Source organism: Shewanella sp. FJAT-52076, assembly GCF_019457455.1.
In the GTDB taxonomy this organism is placed as follows: Bacteria; Pseudomonadota; Gammaproteobacteria; order Enterobacterales; family Shewanellaceae; genus Shewanella; species Shewanella zhangzhouensis.
The window spans coordinates 1262446-1285939 of sequence record NZ_CP080415.1 but is presented as its reverse complement, the minus strand read 5'-3'; the positions used below and the strand labels follow the sequence as shown (position 1 = coordinate 1285939).

Sequence of the window (23494 nt, the reverse complement as noted above, 5' to 3'; positions counted from 1 at the left end):
GTGACAAAAGACCGCCATGACCCACAAGGTGTTTATCGTAGAAGATGAAAAGAACATCGCCGAAGTGATGCAGATGTACCTGCAGGCTGAAGGTCTGCAAACCCGTGTATTTCATGACGGCAATGCCGTGGTCGAGGCGGTGAAAAACGAGGCTCCCAGTCTGATGCTGCTCGATTTGATGCTGCCCGGTAAGGATGGCCTCAGCATTTGCCAGGAACTCAGAGCCTTTTCAGAGCTTTACATCATTATGACCACCGCCAGGGTGGAAGAAGTGGACCGCCTGCTGGGGCTTGATACCGGCGCCGACGACTATGTGTGCAAACCCTACAGCGCCCGTGAGCTGACCGCCCGGGTACGGGCAGTGCTTCGCCGGCTCGATGGCAAACTCACTGCCGCAGGCCCCAGCCTCAAGGTGGACGAGGCCGGGTTGTCATTGAGCTTTGGTGGCCAGACTGTCGTCCTGACGGCGCTGGAATTCAGGCTGTTTAACCTGCTCTACAGCCAACCAAACCGCATTTATTCCCGCAGTCAGATTTTGGATATGCTCTACAGTGACTTCAGGGTATTGTCGGACCGAACCGTGGACAGCCATATTCGTAACCTGCGTAAAAAACTCGCAGGCCTTAATACTGAGCAGGAAATGATCCGCTCTATCTATGGTCTGGGTTATCGCTTCGAAGGCTAAAACACCGTACAGCCATTAAGGCAGTACCAATTGTGACGCCCGGCGAAAACTGCATAATTGCTGCACATTCCTGTGCTCTTATGTGGCATAACGGCATGGTCTCAGCCCTTAAAGGCCCGTGAGTAACCAAGGTGCGAAGCCGCAAAAGGTGTGGAGTCAGGGGTAAACATGTTCCAATTTTTACGCGATATCCGGTTATTCAGTGAGACCGAATCCTTAAATGGCATTGCCCTGAAACGTCGGCAACTGGTGCTCAATGGCCTGCTGCTGACCATTATTTTGCTGCTCAGTGTTTTCGCCATTTACAACCAGTTAAGGGGTATGGGGCAGATTGCCGCACTGGACTTATGCGCCCTGGCGGCCTGCCTGTTTGCCTACATTCGCCTGCACCTGAGCAACCGTTCACCCCGCCAGACTGTTGATACCGATGATCGCCAAGCTGCGGCGCCGGACAAACAACATAAAGCGGCACAACTTCGCATCCTCAAGTCCACGTCGCTGCTGGTCAGCCTCATTCTGATGCTGTTTTTATGGGCCCTGGCATATCAGGGGCAAGCCGAAAACTTCAGCCTTATCTGGACCTTTTTCCTGCCGGTATTCGTGTTTATGCTCAACGGCCGACTGCTGGGCAGCGCCTTGGTGGCGGTGTTTTATCTGGTGCTTTTTACCCTGGCTTTCAGTCAATTGGGACAATGGCAGGATGGCGACTGGAATCTTGTGAGCCTGACGCGGTTTGTTCTGGCCTCGCTGGTGATGGTGTTTACCTGCTTTTTCAGTGAATTAACCTTAAGCCGCGCCTATATTGAGGTGCAAAAATCCCACTCAGAAACCGAGCAACTGTTACAGGAGCGAAACCGCCTGATGCTCACCACCCTGGCAAAACAGGAAAAGCTGCTCAGCGACGTGTCCCACGAATTGAGAACACCACTCAGCGCCCTTCGCCTGCGTCTGGAAGCCATGAAAGATGGGATCATGGTGCCAAGCGGCGACAATATGGCGACGCTGCTTAAACAAGTGGATCAGCTGCAAACACTGATATCCGATATCACCACTGCCAGTAAGCTCAGCCAAATCACCCTCGATGCCAACGCCACCGAGGTGGCACTGGAGCGTTTCCTGCCGGGGGTGCTGGCCCCCTTTCAGCAGCGGGCCGCAGGACTTGGGCTCACACTGATGTTTATCCAAGACACTGGGACAACCACAAAGAGCAGAGAAAACCGCTCCGAGCCACAACCCACCTTCAGGGCCCGCCTCGATGAAGCAAGCTTTGCCATGGCGCTGGGGAAAGTACTTGAGAACTGCCTGCGTTATACCGAGGCACCGGGCAGCATCAGTGTGCGCCTAAGCACAGAGGATAAGCGGGTCTGTATCAGCATTGAAGACAGTGCCCCGGGTGTGGAAGATGCAAGTCACCCCCAGCTGTTTGAGCCACTGTTCAGATTGGATAGCTCCCGCAGCCGGGATACAGGCGGCGCAGGCCTGGGGCTGTCTGTGGCCAAATCCATCATTGTCGCCCATCAGGGCAGTATTTGCGCCAGCAAGTCGCCCCTTGGTGGCCTGGGTATTCTCATCTCTCTGCCCGCAATCTAAGTCCCCTCAGAGTGCGCTTATCTGCAGAGCCTAGGTGCTGCTCCAACGTCTGCACTTTTCAGTCAGTTCTGCATTTTTCCTGCACATTTGCCTGTTTTACTGCAGGGTAGATAATTCTATGCAAGGAAATGCAGCATGAAGCGCTTGTTAACCATGGCCCTGATCGTGGGCCTGTGCAGCTCTCACAGCCTGTTCGCCGCCAGCCTGACAAAACAATCAGTCAACTTTTCTGGTAATGCCAAAGATATCGGTGTAGTCAACGACGTCGATAATCTGGTGTTTCTGCAGGCGATAAATCCGTCCAAGCCGGGCTTTATTACTCAAGGCAACGGCGAGTGGGGCTTCGCCACTAATGACGGTTCCAACACACCAGATGTAGCTGCGATTGCTCTGCAGTTTAACGGTGCGCCGGCGCTGCTGGGGGTTCCGGCAGAGTCCGGCACCTTAACCATTGGTGCCAACAATGAGATTGCCGATCTCTGGACTCAGCGTATATATGCCCGCCCGGTGGTGTTTGTCAGCCTTGAAGACCCTAACCTCAACAACGGCGTCAGCATAGTGCCGACGGCGCCCATCACAGCCGGTAATCAGTTTTTATTTGACGTGCGCCAGACCGACGGTTTTGGCACCGATTTAACCGGCGCCAAGGTGCACTATCTGGTAGCAGAAGAAGGCTGGCACCGTCTGGCGGATGGCCGCATGCTGCTGATATCCAGTGCCGAAGTAAAACATACCGGCTTTAGTGGTAAGACGATTGAACTCGGCGCCAGCTTTACCGATGCCGTGACAGTGGCGCAGTTGCAGCGCCCTATGCTGTTTAAAAACAGTTTAGGCTTTCGTCAGTTATTCGATATGGCGGTGTACCAAGGGGCGACAGTCACCAGCGGTGTGGGCGACTTTGACAGTATTGGCCTGCGCTTGATGCAGCAAAATGGCGTGGAAGCCACGACAAGCGATACGGTTTATGCTGGCCGCATTGGTTTTATGGTGCTGGGTAATCTCACCGCCATAGAAAACGACTTTCATTATGTGGAAGACACCAGCACCAATATTCGCGGTGGCAGCTACCTGACCGTGCCAGCGACGAATTTCAATAACTATCCGCACAGTGCAGCCACCTCACCGTTATTTAATAAAGCGGCCTGCGCTGAAGACGATGATGTGCAAAACTTTTGTGCCTACCTCAGCATGCCGGTAGACATGTTCAGTCGCAGCACCTTTGAGACGCCGCGTATTCCTTATGTCAACGCGAATTACGATCCGCTGCAAATGGAGCGCACTCTGTACTCAGAATTTGAAGGCTGGGATTGGGAAAAGGTGCTGGAAGCCGACATTGTCCATCCAACGGTGGATAGCAGTGGTGCGGCTATTACAGGTGCACTGGCACAGATGCACCCCAATTTTGTTGCCGACCGGGGCTGGGATCACGTCATATTTGGCAGTGACAGCCATTGGCACTGGTTTGCACTCTACCATTACAACACCTGTACCTTTGATAGCGTGCACACGGCTTGTACCGACTATTTGCCGGGTGAGGGCATTATCGACAGTGACGACCTGCAGTGGGATGCGTCGATAGCTTACCAGGACCTTATTGATTACAGCGGCTGGGGTCATCTGCCTGAAGTAAAACTCCCTCAGGAACTCTTTATCAACCATGACTGGACCCTGCGTGACAGCAACTTTTTTGCTGAAAGCCTGACTGCTCCCAAATGGGCTTCAGAGCAAACGGTCGAGTATCTGTATCAAGACTCGTTGCCGACCGAAGATTACTCCTGGAACTCAGGATATTACGGTAGAAATTCATTATTTTATAACGCCTTTGAGTCAGGCCCAACCGCACAAACCTGGATGCTGCATGCCACCAACCTGATGGCCTATGCCACTGAATTTTGGTGCAGCGCCTGTGATGGCCCTATTCCCGAAGAGGTGGTGGCCTTTTTTAATCTGCCTTTCGGTGATAAGGGGAACTTTGAAACCATCAACAAAGCCATGATCAAAATGCCTTCACTCAATTCTGAATGGGACGGTTGGCGTGACATCGGCTTAAAACTATGGGTAAAACCCTTTGTCAGCCCGTTAACTAAACGACTGCGAGATGGTGACTATCTGTTTGCCAACGTAATCTGGGCAGCCGATGCGACGAATTTTCGCTGGGTTCGCTCCGCGACTGGCTCCATAGATGACGCCGTCACCATAGCGACAGATGTCTTTGGTTATCAGGCACAGCAAGCAGATGGGAACAACTATGTGACCATGTGTATGACGTATCGGGATATTGAACGCTGTGGTGATTGGCATTATGTCGGCAAACTGCCCTATGTAACCAACGTTCATATTAAAACTGAGCAGGGTGTAGCAGCGCCTATTGTCGGGCGTGCGTTAATTGGGAATTACACTTACTTTGCGCCAGGCAGCGGGAACTATGATGTTGAATCCCACAGCCTGTATCAGTGGCAGTATCGGGTAGATGGTCAATGGCTTGATTTATCCGGTACGACCGCTAAAGAGCAAATGTTAACAGACAATATTGAGGGTGGCACAGAGGTCCGTTTTTGCATCACCCCTCGCACGTTGGAAAACGTGCTTGGCTTTGAAGTGTGCTCTCCCGTCGTTACCGTTCAGGCTGATTTTGACGGTGATGGTATAGGAGATAACAGAGATAACGATGATGACAATGATGGCAAATATGACTGGGAAGATGCCTTTCCAAAAGATGCCAGTGAATATCTCGATACAGACGGTGATGGTATTGGCAATAATGCCGATACCGATGATGACAATGACGGCTTAACTGATGCGGACGAAATTACGTTGGGCTCAGACCCGTTAAATGCCGATACTGATGGTGATGGGGTAGTTGATAGTATTGACCCGCGACCAACAGTCTATGGTGATTTACCTGATTTTGATAATGACGGCATTGCCGATGAAGTGGATACAGATCGCGACAATGACGGTGTGCTCGATTTTCTTTATGCAGTTGAGAACAAACCTGGTCTGCAAACCAGTGTTGAAACAGGTGATGTGGTGGTGGCGACTTTCCGCTGGGATGATAACCCTTACCAGGCCTGTACTGCACATTCCATTACAGTAACCAGCAATGCTGACAGTGGCCCAGGAACGTTACGTCAGGCCATGGCCGACCTGTGCGCCAGCGATCCTTACGGTGATTTAAATAAGATTAGCTTCAATGGTGCCATGACCATTCAACTGGATAGTCCCTTGGTGATAACCAAAGGGATGCAAATCGATGGCGTAGGTGATGTTGTCATTGATGGTCAGAACGCCAGTAGCATCTTTGTTGCTGCTATTACCGACAGAATGCTCAATACCCAGTATCCAAATTTACGCGGCTTAAGGTTACGTAACGGCGTTGGTGAGCAATATAACGCAACATCCCATCTGAACGTTGAAAGCGAATTGGATATGCAACGCCAGGCCAGTGCTGTTCATGTACGTTCCAGTGCGTTTCTGATCATGGATCATGTGCTGATTGAAAATATGACTGCACCTGCCATCAGCGGTAAAAATATGCAGCTGTACTTGGAGAATAGCCTGGTGGCGAATGTAAGCGGTACTGCCCCTGCGCTGATCGCCTCAAATGGTCATATCGCCCTGTTCTCCAGCACCATAGTTAACAGTGAAGGCGGGACCATCAGCTTAGTGGGCGAAGGCAAAGCTCAGCTGCGCAATAGCTTGCTCCTTAAAGGTGCCAATGGCTCAACCGTGTGTAACGTGGAAATCTGGGAGCAGCTAAGCGCCAGCTGGGTAGAAGACAGCGAATGTGGCGTTATTTCCTCCGGCTATGTAGAGCTGGCGGACCCGGACAATGGCGATTACCGCCCGGTACCTGGCAGTGCCAATATCGATGCCGGTGAGAACGGCGAACTGCCACCAGACGCGGTAGACTTGCTCGGTAATGCCCGCGTAATGGGGGAATACAATCCGGATTACCCACCAGAGCTTGGCGGGCCGCTTTATCCCAAAATGGATATCGGTGCCATCGAATATGTCTTTAATGGCGACTTCGACGGTGACGGCGTGCCGGATGCCAGCGATGCTTTCCCAAGCGATCCTACTGAAACAGTGGATACGGATAGCGATGGGGTGGGCGATAACAGTGATGCCTTTCCCAATGATGCCAACGAGACCTTGGATACCGACTCAGACGGCATAGGTAATAACGCCGATAACGATGATGACGATGACAACGTTGCCGACAGCGAAGACGCCTTCCCGCTGGATGCTTCCGAGTGGCTGGATTCCGATGCCGATGGCATTGGTAATAACGCCGATACCGATGATGACAATGACAATGTCCCGGACAGCTCTGATGCCTTCCCGCTGGATGCCACCGAATCTGTTGATACCGACCTCGATGGCATTGGCAATAATGCCGATACCGACGATGACAACGATGGCGTGTTGGATGCCAGCGATGCCTTCCCGCTGGATGCCACCGAGGCAGTCGATACCGACCTCGATGGCATTGGCAATAATGCCGACACCGACGATGACAACGATGGCGTGTTGGATGGTGCCGATGCTTTCCCATTGAACCCAGCCGAGTCAATGGATACCGATCTCGACGGCATCGGCAACAACGCTGATACCGACGACGACAACGACGGCGTGCTCGACGGCGACGATGCCTTCCCGCTGGACGCGACAGAAAGTGTCGATACCGACTTCGATGGCATTGGTAACAATGCCGACACTGACGACGACAACGACGGCGTATTGGATGGTGCCGACGCCTTCCCTTTGAATGCTTCAGAATGGATGGACACGGATCTCGATGGCATAGGCAACAATGCCGACACCGACGATGACAACGATGGCGTGTTGGATGTTGCTGACGCCTTCCCTTTGAATACTTCAGAATGGATGGATTCGGATCTGGACGGCATTGGGAACAATGCCGACACGGACGATGACAATGATGGCGTGCTCGACAGTGACGATGCCTTCCCGCTGGATGCCACAGAAAGCGTCGATACTGACCTCGATGGCATCGGCAACAATGCGGATACCGATGACGACAACGACGGCGTGCTCGACAGTGACGATGCCTTCCCGCTGGATGCCAGCGAGGCTGTCGATACTGACCTCGATGGTATCGGCAACAACGCCGACACGGACGATGACAACGACGGCATAGTGGACACAGAAGATGCCTTCCCGCTGGATGCGGCAGAAAGTGTCGATACCGACAAGGACGGCATCGGCAACAACGCCGACACGGACGATGACAACGACGGCGTAGTCGACAGCGACGATGCCTTCCCGCTGGATGCGGCAGAAAGTGTCGATACCGACCTCGACGGCATCGGTAACAACGCCGATACCGATGATGATAACGACGGCGTGCTCGACAGCGACGACGCCTTCCCGCTGGATGCCAGCGAGGCTGTCGATACAGACGGTGACGGCATTGGTAACAATGCCGACCCCGATGATGATAACGATGGTATTCCCGATGAAGAGGACGCGGCGCCGCTCGACCCCAACATTGGCGATACCCAAAAGCCGGTGTTTGCCGAGCTTGCAGCACTGACCTTCGAAGCCACAGGCGTAATGACAGAGATTACGCTGCCCGAACCGCAGGTCACCGACAACATCAGCCCAACCCTCACCATCAGCTCTGATTTGGCGAGCGAACTGGCCCTTGGTGAGCACAAAGTGGTCTGGACGGCGACGGATAGTGCCGGTAACTCGGCTACTGCCGAGCAGTGGGTCACGATTGTGGATACCACAGCGCCGGAGTTTGAGGAATTGAGTCCCCTGGTAATCAATGCCAGCGGCCGCTTAACCGATATCAGCCCACTGCTGAACTACAGCGCCTTTGACCTGGTCGATGGCGAGGTTAGTGCAGCCCACAGCGGCAGCAGCGAGCTTGTCAGCGGCGCCCATGAGCTTGAACTGAGTGCAACCGACAGCTCAGGCAACACGGCGACTGCCATGCTCCGCTTACACATTTTGCCCAGACTTAAATTGGCGAAAACCATGACGGTTGAAGCAGGTGGCAGCTATTCAGTGCCGGTGCAGCTAAGCGGCGAGGCGCCTGCCTATCCGGTGACCATGGCCTACTCGCTTGAAGTTAATGGCGTCACCCAGCCAGCTCAGAGCGCCAGCATAGCATCTGGCACCAGCGGCGAACTGATGGTTAGCATCCCGGCGGGACTGGCGCTGAATACTGAACTTTTGGTGCGGGTGAACAGCATCAGCAATGCCTTTGTCGCCGATGACCACCTGACCGAGTTGCTGCTGACGGAGCAGAACCTGGCTCCGACTATTTCGGTGCAAGTGCTGCAACAAGGCGTGCCGACCCGAGTGCTGGCCCCGGCATCAGGCGAGGCACAAATACGGCTCAGTATCAGTGATGTGAACGTGAACGACTCACACCAAATCAACTGGCAGGTGCTCGACCTGGCCTTTAGCGGTGAGCTTTCTGCCGACGGTCTGACCATGAGCATTAACTCCGATGAGCTGAGCCAGGGGCGCTACGCAGTGGACGTGACCGTTACCGAAACGAATACGCCCGAGCAGCTTAGCAGCAAGCGTCGTATTCGCTTTAACGTCGCTGCGCTGGCGGAGTTGAGTGCAGCAACCGATACCGATGGCGATGGCATAGTCGATAGTCAGGAAGGCTATGGCGACAGCGACAACGATGGCATTGCCGATTATCTGGATAACGATGTCGATGGCAGTCGCTTACCGGTCAATAGCACCACTGAGTCGATGCAAACCAGCGCCGGTGTGCAGCTTAGCCTTGGCAATATCACCAGCGCCCTCATCAGCAGCGGTGCCGGTTTAACCATGACGGAACTCAGGAGTTCAGTTGCAGAGGACGCCGGCGCTGCAGACAGCGATGATGCTCACTTCAGCCAGGTAACCGCCGTGCTGGACTTTACCCTGAGTGGTCAAATTCAGCCCGGTCAGTCAGTTGCTGTGGTATTCCCTCTGCCCCGCGGCGCTGCATTGCCGGTTGATGCGGTATACCGCAAATACAACACAGTGCAGGGCTGGTTTAACTTTGTTGAAGATAGTCGCAACAGCTTAGGCTCTGCGCCACTGTTGGACGGCGAGTGCCCGGCGGTTGGCGCCGCAAGCTATGAGGCGGGTTTAGTCGAAGGTTATCAGTGCGTACAGCTGCTGCTGGAAGACGGCGGTCCCAACGATGCCGATGGCAATGCCAATGGCGTGATTGAAGATCCGGGCGTTATCGCGGTGCTGAGCCAAAACCAGCTGCCGGTTGCAAATCTGGACACAGCGTCCATTCTGGACACCCAGACGCTGGTGATTGACGTACTGGCAAACGACAGCGATGCCGATGGTGACAGCTTAAGCGTGATTGCTGCCAGTGCGGATAATGGCGCGGTGGAACTGCTCGCTGACAACACCCTGCGCTTCAGCCCAGGTTCGGGCTTCAGTGGCACGGCAATCATCCGCTATCAAGTCAGCGATGGCTTTGGTGGCAGCGCCCAGGGTGAAGTACATGTGACCGTGAGCCTTGCGCCAGTGGTGGAACCGGACACCCCTGCAACTGATACAGGCGGAGGCTCTATGCCCCTGTGGTCGCTGCTGCTTTTGGGGCTGGCATTCACAAGATATCGCCGTGCGGCCAAGCCACAGTAAGGCCTCCAGGTAAAACGTCGAAAACAGCATGAAAAAAGAGCGGCTAAGCCGCTCTTTTTATTTACACACTCTAAAGCTTAACGGCCATCTTTGGCGCGGCGGGCTTTGAAATCAGACTCTTCCAGCCACTTGGGCCACTCACTGCCGTTGGCGAGGCGCGAAAGGATTTGCTCAATCAGCAGAAGGTCCTGCTGCACGCCGCCGAGTTTCCACTCGGGTGAGTAATCGTCGGCGCCTTTATGGTACTTGTGGGCAATGTAGTCAGGGTCGGTATCGCCAAGGCTCATAAACAGCAGCCCGGGTACGCCCTGCTGGGCCAGGGCAAAGTGGTCTGAGCGGAACATCAGGCCGTTTTGCGGACGGGGATCGGCTTTCACCTGCCTGCCCTGGGCCTTGGCGGCATCACTGAGCATGGCCTCCAGCTCAGATACCCCTTCGCCGTAGCGCAGTATGTAATCCACGCCCTCACCCACATTCATGCCATCGATGTTCAAAAAGGCCACCAGCTTGGCGGTAGGCAGCGGCGGATTTTCAGCAAAATATTGGGCGCCAATCAGCCCGGTCTCTTCGGCGGTAAAAGCAGAGAAAATCATGTTGCGGCCGGGTTTGTCTGCCTCTGGCAGCGCAGCATAGTGCCTTGCCAGCGCCAGCACCCCGGCCACACCAGTGGCGTTATCCACTGCGCCATTGAGGATAATGGTTTTGCCCTCTTCCTCGATTTGGCCAAGGTGATCCCAATGGGCGTGCATGACCACGGCTTCGTCGGCCTGTTTGTTCCCGGGCAGCATGGCAGCCACATTATGGGACTCGGCGCGTTCGATATGGTTATTCAGGGTTAAATCGGCCTTCACCGTCAAAGGTACGGCTTTAAAGCCCGGCGTCATGGCGGCCGCTTTCAGCGCTTCAATATCCTGGCCCGATGCGGCAAGGATCTGCTTGGCTGCTGCATATTGCAGCCAACCCATCACCCCCACCTGACTTTGGTTGTTGTTGCCATCGACCAGGGTGAACTTGGTATTGGTGTTGGAGTTTTTCACCACTCCCCAGCCATAGGCGGCAGGGGCGTCTTCGTGAACGATAAACACAGCTTCGGCGCCCTGACGGGCCGCTTCTTCATACTTGTAGGTCCAGCGGCCATAGTAAGTCATGGCGTTGCCTTTAAAAACCTTGGGATCCTGGGTAGCAAAGCCCGGATCGTTTACCAGCAGCACCACGGTTTTGCCGCGCACATCCACACCGGCATAGTCATTCCAGCCGTATTCAGGGGCGTTGATGCCATACCCCACGAACACCATCTTGCTGCCACTTAGCTCTACCTTGGGAACCACCCGCTGGGTACGGGCAGTGAAATCCTCACCCGAGGTAAAGCTGAGCTCGCCAACCTTCAGCACCATGCTCTGATCGGCGGTGATCTTCGCCATGGGCACAGGCTGCAGATACTCGCCATTGAACGCCCCTTTCAGGCCCATCGACTTAAAGGCCTGGGTGAGGTAATCCAGGGTCTTTTGTTCTCCATCGGAGAGGGGCGCGCGGCCGCCAAAGGCGTCGCTGGCAAGGGTTTTCACATCTTCGCGAAATGCGTTTTCATCAAAACTCAGGGGGGCGGCAAAGGCCTGGGCAGACAGGCACAGCCCAAGGCCCAAAAACAGGCGGTAGGTTGGGTTCACGGGGTATCCTTCTTATTGACTGCAAGCAGCCATTGTATCGCCGGACCACCTCATTGCAATGCCGCAACGCCTCATTCGGCTTGCAGTTTTTTCACCATGTAAAAGCGCTGGCCACCGTCGAATGGATAGTCGGACTGACACCAAACGGTGTGATAACCGCGGTTTTGGTAAAACGCGGGCGCCTGAAACGCCAGGGTATCGAGCAGTAACCATCGACACCCTCTGGCAAGTGCTTCTTCTTCGGCCGTGGCCAGCAAGGCGCTGCCAACCCCCTGCCCCCGCAAACTGTCGCACACCCAAAAATTATCAATCAGGCACCAGTTACCAAAGGTGCGCCCGGCGATACCGGCAGCAAGCTCACCGTTGTCATGGAGCTGTTTGAAGCCTATGGGCCGACGTTGGCTGGCATCCCAGTGCCCGGCATTGAAGGCGGCAATCTTGCTTTTCACCACCTCGGCAAACGCCGGAGTTTCATCGGCAATAAAGGGCATCAGACTCGCTCTCCTGCAAAGCGGCGCAGCCGCGGTAAGCTGCCGGTACTGATGGCCGTACCAAGCAAAATGATGGCGGTGCCAATGAGGGTGTGCCAGCCGATATGTTCGCCCAGGAACAAGGCCCCCCACAGGATACCGAATACCGGAATAAGGAAGGTGACGGTTAATGCCGAGGTGGCGCCCACTTCATCGATTAGCCTGAAATACAAAAGATAGGCCACACCGCTGCACAGTACCCCCAGAGTCACCACAGCAGCCAGGGTGCCAGAGGATGGCATGGATTCTGGGGGCGCGGCAAACAGCAAGGTGGGCAACAGCCAGGCGCTGGCGGCCCACATGCAGCCGTGGGCATTGCTGTAGGCATTGCCATGATTGGATGCCTTGGTGTAAATGCTGGCAAAGGCGTAACAGACAGCGGCGCCAAGCCCCGCAGCCAGGGCCCAAAGCCCCTCGGCAGAAAGCGATAAACTCTCCACGCCCGCCAGCAGCACCACGCCACAAAAACCTGTGATAAGTCCCCCCAGGGCGGCACCCCTTGGCATGGACCTTTGCCAGATGGCAAGCAGCAACGTGCTCCACAGCGGCGCCGTGGCATTGAGCACGGACATCAGGGACGCAGCAAGCTCAGTGGCGGCAAAACCATAAAGCAGAAACGGCAGCGCGGTATTGATGCCGCCAAGAATGACGAAGTGCTTGAGGGGCGCCGAGCCTATAAGAGCCTTTTTCAGATAGATGGCGCCGCCGAGCAGGAATAAGGCAGCAAAGGTGACCCGCAGAAACATCAGCCACGCGGGCCCGAGCTCAGTCACCCCGATGCGGATAAATAAAAAAGACGCGCCCCAAATTGCCGACAGCAATAATAGTTTTAACCAAGCCCCCAAGGCCATGATTGGATCTCCCCCAACGAATGCGCAGCCAGTTTAGGGGTGGCCTGAAATACTGTAAAGGGATAGCCCCTGAGGCAATGGGAAGAAGCCCTGTCAGTCGAGCCTTTGCCAAACCTCTTCTTCTTTGAGAACACCATCTTCAAATCGCTTGGTATGCCACTGATTTCCAATCAATTCATAGTCAAAACTAAAGCCTTGTCCCTGAGGTACCTGAAAAGAATTAAAACTGGGGTATTCGGTGTAGCTCATCCCATCGATGCGATACTCACCGGCGCCGGCCGCCCAAAATTCCGGTTTGTTTTTCACTGTTTTCATGGTGGTAAAACTGAAGTGGCCGGCGGAAATAACCTTGATGGCGACCAGCCCGAGTGTGTTATAGGACACCCAGCGGCCTTCCCCATCCAGATAGCGCCCGGAAACCAGCTCCCAACTGCCAATCAGTGCCTGAGCGTCTGTTGCACCCATGGCCGTCGAATCTGTGCCCGTAATTTCAGCGCCCCTGGCCGTATCGCTCGCGCCGTCGGGACGCAGAGAATCGATAAGCTCTGCACCTTGCTGCGGCTCTGCATCTTGCTGCGGCTCGGCTGCTTTACTGACCTCGGTGCTCAGGGCGGCTTTCGAAGGGGCTGCGGTTAACCCAGTGGCCGTATCCGGCGCAGCTGACGCCATGGCGCTGATTGTCAGCAACAGGCTGAGGATAGCCATTCGTGCAACACCGTTTGAATAACCAATTCCGGGGATTTGTTTCATCATCAATTCCTCCCTGATGTTATGGGGTAAGAACACTTTCCCAGGCGAGTTTCCATTTATTACCGGGTAAAAGCCCTAAACTTGTCTCAAGACCAGGATTTACGGGGCTTGACCAACAGGCTGTCACCGCCCTGCTCTTATGGCTATAATGGCCGGCAGTACCAACCCAAGCAGCATGCCATGACCGATTTCAGCACTATCAATAAATCCAGCAGCCAATCTTTTAATGCCCAGAAAAGACTCATCAAAGATTTGCTCGCCGGCAAAACCATCCCCTGCAGTCACTGCGGCAAGCCCCTGGCAGCCAGCTTACCGGCTGCCGGTGAAACCCACTTGTTGGGCCATATCCGCTGCCCCAAGGGCTGTACCGACATTGAGCTTGAGGTAGAGTAACCTCAGTCGAGCGCCATCAATTGCCCCTGAGGGCTTATCTCAAACCGGCGCAAATCCAATAAACCGGGTGTCTCGGCCATGGCCTGATTGGCATCCCGAACCAGAAGCTCGGTGGTCACTGTCAGGGGTAAAAACTGGCTGGCCGCCACACTTATCCCCCGAAGCTCGATTCTGTCGCCGAGGAACACCGAACTCAGGTGGGTGACAGTGCCACTTTCGGCCTTAAGGCCAAATAACCCCAAATACCAGAAACTGCCTGAACCCTGATTGGTTACCACAAAGGGCGCCACCATCAGCTGTGCTCCCGCCAGCCTGGCATTGGTCATTTGCAAATCACGATATCCCAATAATACCTGCCCCCGCACAGGGCCGTCGCTGTAATCACCGCTCACCCAGGGAAGAGGCGTTTCAACAAAGGTGGATAAGCGGGCAACGGCTTCGCTCTCGGGTACCCACAGCGTAAAACCCGCCAGGGTTTTAATGGAAAAAAGCCTTAGCATCACAGGATCGGCCTGGGCAAGGCTAATGTCTTTTGGCGGCTCTGTACTCTTACAGCCCACGAGGGCGATGGAGAGGACTGCCGTCAGCAGCGCACTTAAGACAAGTCTCATTGCATGTCTCCAAAAGGTTGTGCAAGTGATTGAGATTATTAGCTACCATAGCATGAGCGCCCCCCGAATACCTATCCGGCACCCGGTTTTTGTCAAATGGCGACCATCGGCAGAAGACTTTCGGAGACACTGGTCAAACTCACCCATAAATCAGTCGCCCTTGGACTGGTGCCGCCCCCTGAAGCCCCCTATTCTGGTCAGGATTGACCTTCAGCAGCCGCAACCATAAGCCACCTTCATCAAGGAGTTAAGATGCCCAAGCCCTACATCAGTCTGCCTGCCCTGTTAATCTGTGCCGCCATGGGAGGCTGTGATAATGCGCCGCCGGCCCCAAGCGCTGACATTGCCACTCCCGAAACGGTAAAAACCGCCGCGGATGAGTCATCAAAGGTCAATAGTGCACAAGCCCCCACCCTGGCCAATCCGGCGGCAGAGTTTTGCGAAAAAATGGGCGGGCGATATGCATTGGCAGCCCCAGGCGAAGGAAGTCATGACGAAAAAGGGGAATGTCATCTGCCCAACGGCAAGGTAGTGGATGCCTGGACCCTATATCGCGCCCACGCAAAAGCCGTGACAGATTCGGCCAGTGCCGACGCGGGAAAACCGGTCAGCACAGCGCCTGTGTCCATGCCTAACCCCGCCGCCGAATATTGTGAAAAAATTGGTGGCAAATACCTTATCAAGCAGCTGGAGGGTGAGACAGGAATGTGTCAGCTTGCCGACGGCACCACAATGAACGCCTGGGATTTATTTAGATCCCACCACAAGGCGCAGTGACATCAAGCTATTGGGCGCTGGCGGGCATGGCCTGCAGCGCCGACTCAAATAAGGATTGTTCAAAGGCCTCGGTAATCACCCGCCGCAGCCTTTGCTCATCGATGTCCAGGCGGTGCTGGCGGCTTAAGGCAAATTGGATAACCCTGTCCTCCTGATATCGGTACTCAGATGCCTGCACTGCCTGGGCAAAGTTTGAAAACTCGCGACTGAGGAATGGAAGGGCATTTTCGGGGGCTATCACCACGTCAACCCTGTCTGCCAGCAACATTCTCACCCCCGTGACCAGGTCGCCTACCACCTCTTTTTTCAAGCGGTTATCATTATCAAAATCATCAAAATACATGGTATTACGACTTACAGCGATGCTGTGGTCCAGTAAGTCATCATAGCGGCTTACTGTGACACCGCCGGGCCGGGTCAGAAACAGGTAGCGACTGTCCCGGCGGTAAGGTAACAGAATCCATCGCTGTTGCCGCTCCGGACTGGCAATGACGCCAGCGACAATATCGGCATCCCCTGTATCGAGCATGCGCTGACAACGGGCAAAGTTCGGACTGGGCAAGAACACGGGGTCATGGTCTATAAGCCTGGCGAGCAGCCTCAATGCGGCAATGTTATCGCCATGGGGCTCAGGTATCAGGCTCTGATAGGGCGGAAACTCATCGATACAGGCTCGCAGCTCCCCTGCCGAGGCAAGGACGGCACAGAAAGGCAATGTCACAAAGAGAAAGAGCCTGACCATGGCAGCTCCGACTGAATACACTAATCGAAAGTATTACGTATTTTCGGGCGCCGCCCAAGTCATGTCAGGCTAAAAGATTGAAGGAGATAGGCTCAGTGTGCCGTCCAACTCACACTGGTTAACAGCTCATCACCACGGCGCAGCTCGGCGCGGTAGTGCCCTCCCGCCTGTAAGGGGCCAACACCCGCAGGGGTTCCTGTCATCAGAATGTCGCCATCTTCCAGAGTCATAAATGAGGCGACCTCCTCAAGCAGTTGCTCCGGTGAGAACAACATCAGCTCGCAGCCGCCCTGCTGCAACACGACGCCATCACAACTGAACACCAGACTAAGCCCTTCACTGCTCGAACAGGGCACAAACTCACCAAAGAGTGCAGAGCCATCGAAAGACTTGGCCCGCTCCCAGGGCAAGCCTTTGGCTTTCAGACGATTTTGGGTTGCTCGCTTGGTTAAGTCCAGGCCCACACTGACCGCGACCAATTGGCCGCCGGCCACCATAAAGCAAATTTCAGCCTCATAGTGGAGCACTTCGTCCTGGATGCTGTGCAGCACATTACCAATAGCGCTGGCAGGCTTAACAAAAACAACGGGCTCGGTGGGCACTTCGTTGCCGAGCTCCTCGGCATGGGCCACGTAGTTACGGCCAATACAGACCACCTTGGACGGCGATACCGCCCGGCCCGATAAAAACACCTGCTTCATCTTTGCTCCTTAGGCGTATTCCATCAAAAACTCATCCAGTTGCTCATTAACGATTTCAATTTCGTCACCGGCAAACTGAGCAATATGGTAGAGCCCCTCCCCCTCATTGGTAACCGGGATATTGGTGATGCCTATGACGATACCGTCGCTGGGGGAGCGAATGGGCAGGGTGTCCTGGCTGTGGGGGCTGGCCAGATACGCCAGAATATTCCCCTTGTTCACCCGCTGCCCCAGTTTTACTTTTTGCAGCACCAGGCCGTCTGCCTCGGAGCGTATCCAGTAGCTGCGGGCCGCCGCCACATCGGTGCCGCCTCGGGACAATCTGCCCTTTTGCATGCCCAGGTGGCGCAACAGGTTAACCGCGCCCTTGAGGCCCGTACGAATGGCCGCCTCGGAAAATCGCAGCGCTTCTCCTGCTTCATACAAAATACAGGGCACACCGGCTTTTGCTGCATACCCACGCAGCGAATTGCCCTTGGCATCGCTGTGCATAATCAGGGGCGCACCAAAGGCCCTTGCCATGCCCATCAGCACCTCATCATCGGTATTGCAGCGGATTTGCGGCAGGTTATCGCGGTGAATGGCACCTGTGTGCAAATCAAGAATATGGGTTGCACGGGATACCAGCTCCCGGGTGACCAGGTGAGCCAGACGACTGGTGAGAGCCCCCTTCTCTGAGCCGGGGAAACAACGGTTAAGATCGCGTCTGTCGGGCAAATAACGGGACTTTTGAATAAAACCAAACACGTTGACCACGGGCACCATGAGCACGGTACCGCTGAGAGCCTTGGGATTGATACGCCCCTGCAGACGGCGACAAATTTCGATGCCGTTGAGCTCATCACCATGGATAGCGGCGCAGACCAAGAGCACGGGGCCGGCCTTGTTGCCATGAAACACCTCGACCTGAAGGTCGACCGGCGTATCGTTGTAGAGTCGTGCCACCGGCAGACGCACCGTGGCTTGAGTGCCGGCAGCCACCTGAGTGCCGCCGAGTTCGAAGGGTTCACGTTTTCTGGCCATCATAGCTTCCCGCTGGCATTTTTAGCCATTGTAACTCAGGCAATTAGCAAAGGAAGCGCCGCGAGCGCCATGGCGTTGCACTGACTTTAATGGCACGACAATCCTGGGGATTGTATTACCAGCCTGGAGTCCGGCATCCGGGCATAAGCCATAAAAAAGGCCGCCCGAAGGCAGCCTTTTAACTGAATGCTCAGTGAACCGGCACTCAGGATTTCTTAACGTAGCAGCTCAAAATAACGATGCGGGTACCGTTTACCCGGCCTTCGATATGCTCGGGATTGTTTGTCAGGGCAATGTTACGCACGGCGGTGCCGCGCTTGGCCACAAAACTGGTGCCCTTCACGTTCAGGTCTTTGATGATCACCACGGTATCACCGGCGGCGAGCTGAGCACCATTGCTGTCCAGTGTGGGGGCTGCGTCGGCATCCAGCGCAGCTTCGGCGTTGGCCGCGTCTACCCAGGCCTGGGTGTCTTCATCCAGATACATCATATCCAGCAGATCCTGAGCCCAGGTTTCGCTGGAAAGTTCTTTCAGCATACGGGCGGCCATCACCTGCACGGCAGGTACAGTGCTCCACATGCTTTCGTTCAGACAGCGCCAGTGGTTTACATCCAGGGTGGCGGTATCGGCGATTTGCGCCTGACAGGTACCGCACAGGGCGATATCGTTGTCAGTGCGATCGCCACTGGCTGGCACTTCAAACAGGGAAAGTTCGGTTTCTGCGCTGCAGAGTTCACATTTGCCGCAGGCACGGCTGATTGCATCGGTCATCTTGATCTGTCACTTTTACCAAAACCAAGGATTCTATCAAAAACCTTACTCGCCGTCAGTGATCTTCCCCAAAAAGCGAGCCCGGTTCATGGAGTACATCATGTTCACCCAAGCGACCTTCGACTTTCTTGCCGCACTCGAAGGCAATAACGAGAGAGACTGGTTCAAGGCCAATCAGCACACCTATGAAGACCAGGTGCGCACCCCTGCCCTTGAGTTAATTGAAGCGGCCGCCCCCGGCATAGTGGCCTTATCACTCAGGCTCACGGCGGTGGCAAAGAAGGTGGGAGGCAGCCTGATGCGTCCCCAGCGGGACACCCGTTTTGGCCATGATAAACGCCCTTACAAAACCAATGTTGGTATTCAGTTTCGCCATTTTCAGGGTAAAGATGTGCATGCGCCCGGGCTGTATCTGCATATCGCCAATGATGGCTGCTTTATTGGCGCCGGCATCTGGCACCCCGAGCCCAAGGCGCTCAATGCCATCCGAAGCTGTATCGATGAAAACCCCGCCGCCTATCAAAAAGCGCTTAAGGCCGTGACTGACGGCGGTTTTGCCATGGACGGCGACAGCCTGTCACGTCCGCCGCGCGGCTTTGACAAGGGGCACCCATTAATTGATGAGCTGAAACGCAAAGACTTTATCGCCGTGAAATCCCTGGCAAATCACGAGGTGCTGCAACCCGGTTTTGCATCAAGGCTAACCGCCGAGTTTGAACACTGCCAACAGCTGATGCGCTATTTGTGCTTTGCGCTGGAGCTGGATTACTGAGTTGTTCTGACAAAATGGCAAGATGGGCTCAGGCGGGCGTTTTCCAGCGTTGGATTTCGCCTCTGAGTACCACCATGGCAGCATCGAGCAGCGCAAACTGCCCTGACTTGCCCAGCACTCGGATGCCCTGCAGCTGCATCACCAGAAAGGCCGCCAGTTCGGCGGCGCGCGCTTTGGTCTGATAGCGTGCAATCACCTTGCAAAATGCCTGCTCCAGCCCCTCAAACAGTTCATTGCCAAGACGCCTGACTTCTTCATCTTCCACGCATCGCTCCAGCAGGGCGTTTTGCATAAAACAGCCAAACTGCTGGTCTTTTTGCTTGGCGGCAAACTCTTCCACCAAATTCATCAGGGCGTCCATGTCGGCATCATCGGCTTGAAGTGGCCCCAGTCCGGTCAGGCCGCGGGTGTAGAGGTAACGGCGCAGCGCCTCACGGTACAACGTCAGCTTATCGCCAAAGCTGTTGTACAGGCTGAAACGGTTAATCCCCAAATGCTCGACCAGATCGGCCACTGAGGTCCCCTCATAGCCTTTTTGCCAAAACAGGTTCATGGCCTGTTCCAGCTTTTCCTCTTTGCAAAAATTACAGCTTCGCGCCATTGGGGAATATCTCGTCGCAAAAGTGAATATCAACTCACGATCTAATTATTGACCGTTCGTTCAGTTATGCAGTAGATTCTATCCTAACCGATCGTTCAGATAAAGAGAGACCTTATGAAAATCCTCGAGCTTGCCCCTACCCCCAGTGCCCGCCGTGTCGGCATTTTTCTGGCAGAACTCGGCATTGAGGTGCCAAGAGAGCAGCTGGATTTGCGGGGCGGCGACAACCTGACCCCTGAATTTAAACGTAAAAGCGTCAATGGCCGTATTCCAGTGCTGGCGCTGGACGATGGCACCCATATCTGCGAATCAGTCGCCATCTGCCGCTATTTCGATGCCCTGCACCCAAGTGACCAAAGCCTGTTTGGCAACAGTCCGCTGGAGCAGGCACAGGTGGAAATGTGGAACCGGGTGCTGGAGCTGAATGGCCTGATGGTGGCGTTTCAGGCATTTCGTAACCTCACCGGTTTTTTCAAAGACCGCGAACGCTTTGTTGAGGCCTGGGGCGCCGAATCCCGCGAGCGCATCATCGAGTTTCTGCCAACCCTGGAAGCACGCCTCGAAGGCCGTGACTTTGTTGCCATCGACCGCTTCAGCATTGCCGATATCACAGGTTTTGTGCTGATTGGCTTCCTGCCAAGGCTCGAGCTTGAACTGACCGATGCCATGCCCAACATCCGCCGCTGGCACGCTGCCATTGCCGCACGTCCCGCAGTGGCCTCCCTGCTGGCAAGCCAGCAATAAAAGGAGCACACCATGATTGAGCTTTATACCGCCGCTACCCCCAACGGCCATAAAATTTCCATCGCCCTTGAAGAATTGGGGCTCGAGTATCGGGTGCATGCCCTCGATCTCATGACCCTTGAGCAAAAAAAGCCAGAGTTTCTGGCCATCAACCCCAATGGCCGCATTCCGGCGATTGTCGATACCGATAACGACGACTTTGCGGTGTTTGAATCGGGCGCCATCTTGCTGTATCTGGCCGAGAAAACCGGCAAGTTACTGCCAACCGAGCCCAAGGCACGCTCGCAGGTTATCCAATGGCTGATGTTCCAGATGGGCGGCGTTGGCCCCATGATGGGTCAGGCGAACGTGTTTTATCGCTACTTCCCGGAAAAAATTCCGGCCGCCATTGAGCGCTATCAAAAGGAAGGACGGCGCCTGTTTGAGGTGATGAATACCCAGCTTGAAAAGCATGCGTATCTTGCCGGTGAAGAGTACAGCATTGCCGATATCGCCACCTTCCCCTGGGTGCGAATCCATGACTGGAGCGGCGTGGATATCGGTGGTTTGGATGCACTGCAAAACTGGCTCGAGCGAATCGCCGCCCGGCCCGCCGTAGCGAAGGGCCTTGCGGTGCCGCCACCAAGCGAGAAATCTGCTGAAGAGCGCGCCAAAGACATCGCCAGGATGGTAACCCGCTGAGACACCAGTCCCGGCAATCGAGTTTCAGCCTTCCCAGATGCGCCCCCGCGGCGCATCTGCTACAATCGGCGCCGGTTTTTTCACGCAGGCAAGCCCATGTCACATCCAGCACCTCTCTCGTCGGCCGAGCGCCGCGCCATCAGTTATGCCAACACGCTACATCTGCTGGTTTCGCATATTTTTAAGCAGCGCGAAGGTGCCGACCGGGTACTGGCCAACTATTTCCGTGAGCATAAAAAGCACGGTTCCAAAGACAGAAAGCTTATCCGTGAGACCCTGTTTGGCCTGTTCCGTTGGTGGGGCTGGCTGAAAAACCTGCCTGCGGCCGATGACGCAAATGCCAATATTGAAGGTTTGGGCGAGGCCCAGAGCCCGCGTTGGTTTACCCAGTTAAGCCTGGTGGCCGCCATTGAAAATCACCCCTGGCAGGATATCCAGAGCGGCTGGCTGTCACAGGCCAATCTGGCTAAGTTAGAAATACCTGCCTTTGGCGATTCGCCAGAGGGCCTTAACGCCCTTTGCGCCGCCTTAGGTAAGCAGTTTGGCGGTGAATTCGCCCCAACGGATCTGCTGCCTGAGTGGGCCTGGGAGCACATCAGCCTGGCCGAGGGTGACAAACTCGCTTTTGTCGATGCGCTTTGCCGCCGCCCGCCCCTGTGGACCCGTGCCCAGGGCGAATCCCGCGAGCAGGTGATAAAGCAGCTTGAGGCAGATGACATCTGCGCCGTTCCAAGCACAGTATTTAATGATGCCATTGAGCTTGCCAGCCAAAGCATCAATCTGGATGCGGTGGCGGCCTATAAATCGGGCAAGCTTGAAGTGCAGGATTTGGCCTCACAGGCCATTGGTGAAGTGGCAGCTCCCAAAGCGGGCGAGCGTTGGTGGGATGCCTGCGCCGGCGCCGGCGGCAAGAGCCTGCAGCTTTTCTCACTGATGCAAAAACGCGGCGGCGTGGGTGAACTCATCGCCTCCGACATTCGCCCCAAGGCACTGGAAGAGCTGCTGCGCCGCGCCGATAAAGCCGGTTTTGCGCCGATTCAAATCAGCCCCTGGCGCAGTGACAAACTGCCGGTCAAGGCAGACTATTTTGATGGCGTGCTCGTGGATGCGCCCTGCTCCTGCACCGGCACCTGGCGCCGCAACCCGGACATGCGCTGGATTGACGATGCCAACACCATTTTGGATAAGCCAGCTCTGCAGCTGGATATTTTGCGCCGCGCCAGCGCCGCTGTGCGCAGTGGCGGCGTGTTGGTATATGCCACCTGCTCCCTGGCCCGCGCCGAAAACGAAGCCGTGGTCGAGGCCTTTTTAGCCTCAGATGAAGATTTTGAGCTCGATGCCACCGTACATCCCTTCAGTGGTGAACACAGCGCAGTTCTCACCCTGTGGCCACAGCAGGCCAATGCCGACGGCATGTTTGTCGCCCGCGTGCGTCGCCGCTGAAACAGGTTTACGGCCTTCATAAAACCGAACATAAACGAATCGCCCGGGGCTGGGATTTAAGGCTGGTTTCAGACTGTGACCGCCTCGCCGCTTCGGGCAATTTTTTTCACCATAAAACAATAAATTTTTCGCTTTAGCTTGTCATGACCATTGGGTAAAAAGATCCTGTGCCAGAGTGGCACAAGTGTTCAGCTGGAAAAGGTCATGTCACACTCCTACGAATTTGAAGACGAAGACTCGCCATGGGGCGATAACGTCAAAGGGAAGCAAAAGAACAAGCGGGTCAAACAGCGTAGACGCGATACCAAGCGCCGCTACTTTGACGAAAATGCCGAGGTGGAATATCTCCAAAGCAAGTGGCGCTGAAGCTCCCCAACCAAATACTCTCAGGCAAGCCGTTTGGCTTGCCTTTTTCTTTTCCTGCTCCCGGAAAATTCGCTTTTGAATAGAGGTGGATACTGCGGCCTTGGCGAGCATGCACAGTGCAAAATGCGTTAGCCCTTGGTCATCGGGTTGCCAA

General features: G+C 55.1%; 20 protein-coding genes. 10 read left to right on the top strand and 10 right to left on the bottom strand.

Annotation, left to right across the window (positions count from 1 at the left end; genetic code table 11):
- Positions 1-16: 16 nt before the first annotated feature.
- The 3 genes from K0H79_RS05640 (at position 17) to K0H79_RS05630 (ending at position 9916) form a co-directional block, all read left to right on the top strand.
- Positions 17-685: a response regulator gene (locus tag K0H79_RS05640; protein WP_220077598.1), complete on the top strand. Its 669-nt coding sequence runs from the start codon at positions 17-19 to the stop codon at positions 683-685.
- A gap of 168 nt (positions 686-853) precedes the next feature.
- Positions 854-2275 (top strand): cell wall metabolism sensor histidine kinase WalK, encoded by a 1422-nt coding sequence (locus tag K0H79_RS05635; protein WP_220077597.1) that lies wholly within the window; start codon positions 854-856, stop codon positions 2273-2275.
- Between the two features lie 135 nt (positions 2276-2410).
- On the top strand, positions 2411-9916 hold the full coding sequence (locus tag K0H79_RS05630; protein WP_220077596.1) for an Ig-like domain-containing protein: 7506 nt from the start codon (positions 2411-2413) through the stop codon (positions 9914-9916).
- Positions 9917-9993: 77 nt separating this feature from the next.
- Here K0H79_RS05630 and K0H79_RS05625 read toward each other — a convergent pair whose 3' ends face one another.
- The 4 genes from K0H79_RS05625 to K0H79_RS05610 form a co-directional block, all read right to left on the bottom strand.
- Positions 9994-11565 carry a M28 family metallopeptidase gene (locus tag K0H79_RS05625; RefSeq protein WP_408733383.1) on the bottom strand — a complete coding sequence of 524 codons (1572 nt, stop codon included), beginning with the start codon at positions 11563-11565 and terminating at the stop codon, positions 9994-9996.
- A gap of 89 nt (positions 11566-11654) precedes the next feature.
- On the bottom strand, positions 11655-12074 hold the full coding sequence (locus tag K0H79_RS05620; RefSeq protein WP_220077594.1) for a GNAT family N-acetyltransferase: 420 nt from the start codon (positions 12072-12074) through the stop codon (positions 11655-11657).
- Positions 12074-12964 carry a DMT family transporter gene (locus K0H79_RS05615; protein WP_220077593.1) on the bottom strand — a complete coding sequence of 297 codons (891 nt, stop codon included), beginning with the start codon at positions 12962-12964 and terminating at the stop codon, positions 12074-12076. Before K0H79_RS05615 ends, K0H79_RS05620 begins: the two co-directional genes overlap by 1 nt.
- 93 nt (positions 12965-13057) lie before the next feature.
- Complete coding sequence (locus K0H79_RS05610) at positions 13058-13717, bottom strand: hypothetical protein (protein WP_220077592.1); 660 nt, start codon at positions 13715-13717, stop codon at positions 13058-13060.
- A 105-nt stretch (positions 13718-13822) separates the two neighbouring features.
- Here K0H79_RS05610 and K0H79_RS05605 point away from each other — a divergent pair, with 105 nt between their 5' ends.
- A complete protein-coding gene (locus K0H79_RS05605) occupies positions 13823-14107 on the top strand; it encodes a hypothetical protein (protein ID WP_258405481.1) in 285 nt (94 codons plus the stop codon).
- Between the two features lie 2 nt (positions 14108-14109).
- Here the strand turns inward: K0H79_RS05605 and K0H79_RS05600 are convergent, their stop codons facing one another.
- The gene (locus tag K0H79_RS05600) at positions 14110-14718 is read right to left on the bottom strand and encodes a hypothetical protein (protein WP_220077591.1); all 609 of its coding nucleotides are present in this window, start codon (positions 14716-14718) and stop codon (positions 14110-14112) included.
- A 252-nt stretch (positions 14719-14970) separates the two neighbouring features.
- On the opposite strand from K0H79_RS05600, the gene K0H79_RS05595 reads away from it, so the two are divergent.
- Positions 14971-15495, top strand: a complete 525-nt coding sequence (locus K0H79_RS05595; protein WP_220077590.1) for a DUF333 domain-containing protein — start codon at positions 14971-14973, stop codon at positions 15493-15495.
- Between the two features lie 7 nt (positions 15496-15502).
- On the opposite strand, the gene K0H79_RS05590 is transcribed toward K0H79_RS05595, so the two are convergent.
- From K0H79_RS05590 to K0H79_RS05575, 4 genes are all read right to left on the bottom strand, one after another.
- Positions 15503-16237 (bottom strand): ABC transporter substrate-binding protein, encoded by a 735-nt coding sequence (locus K0H79_RS05590; protein WP_220077589.1) that lies wholly within the window; start codon positions 16235-16237, stop codon positions 15503-15505.
- Between the two features lie 92 nt (positions 16238-16329).
- On the bottom strand, positions 16330-16938 hold the full coding sequence (locus K0H79_RS05585; RefSeq protein ID WP_220077588.1) for a fumarylacetoacetate hydrolase family protein: 609 nt from the start codon (positions 16936-16938) through the stop codon (positions 16330-16332).
- A gap of 9 nt (positions 16939-16947) precedes the next feature.
- Entirely contained in the window at positions 16948-17961 is a 1014-nt protein-coding gene (locus K0H79_RS05580) for a succinylglutamate desuccinylase/aspartoacylase family protein (protein ID WP_220067136.1), read from the bottom strand.
- Positions 17962-18166: 205 nt separating this feature from the next.
- Positions 18167-18733 carry an alkylphosphonate utilization protein gene (locus K0H79_RS05575; RefSeq protein WP_011759207.1) on the bottom strand — a complete coding sequence of 189 codons (567 nt, stop codon included), beginning with the start codon at positions 18731-18733 and terminating at the stop codon, positions 18167-18169.
- A 100-nt stretch (positions 18734-18833) separates the two neighbouring features.
- Here K0H79_RS05575 and K0H79_RS05570 point away from each other — a divergent pair, with 100 nt between their 5' ends.
- Complete coding sequence (locus tag K0H79_RS05570) at positions 18834-19505, top strand: DUF2461 domain-containing protein (RefSeq protein ID WP_220077587.1); 672 nt, start codon at positions 18834-18836, stop codon at positions 19503-19505.
- Between the two features lie 28 nt (positions 19506-19533).
- Here K0H79_RS05570 and K0H79_RS05565 read toward each other — a convergent pair whose 3' ends face one another.
- Complete coding sequence (locus tag K0H79_RS05565) at positions 19534-20106, bottom strand: TetR/AcrR family transcriptional regulator (protein ID WP_220077586.1); 573 nt, start codon at positions 20104-20106, stop codon at positions 19534-19536.
- A gap of 114 nt (positions 20107-20220) precedes the next feature.
- Between K0H79_RS05565 and K0H79_RS05560 the strand changes: the two genes are divergently transcribed.
- From K0H79_RS05560 to K0H79_RS05545, 4 genes are all read left to right on the top strand, one after another.
- Positions 20221-20850, top strand: coding sequence for a glutathione S-transferase family protein (locus K0H79_RS05560; protein ID WP_220077585.1), 630 nt, complete (start codon positions 20221-20223; stop codon positions 20848-20850).
- Between the two features lie 12 nt (positions 20851-20862).
- Positions 20863-21531: a glutathione S-transferase family protein gene (locus K0H79_RS05555; protein WP_220077584.1), complete on the top strand. Its 669-nt coding sequence runs from the start codon at positions 20863-20865 to the stop codon at positions 21529-21531.
- Positions 21532-21627: 96 nt separating this feature from the next.
- Positions 21628-22974, top strand: a complete 1347-nt coding sequence (locus tag K0H79_RS05550) for an RsmB/NOP family class I SAM-dependent RNA methyltransferase (RefSeq protein ID WP_220077583.1) — start codon at positions 21628-21630, stop codon at positions 22972-22974.
- Between the two features lie 204 nt (positions 22975-23178).
- Entirely contained in the window at positions 23179-23340 is a 162-nt protein-coding gene (locus tag K0H79_RS05545; RefSeq protein ID WP_011759201.1) for a hypothetical protein, read from the top strand.
- Positions 23341-23494: the final 154 nt, after the last annotated feature.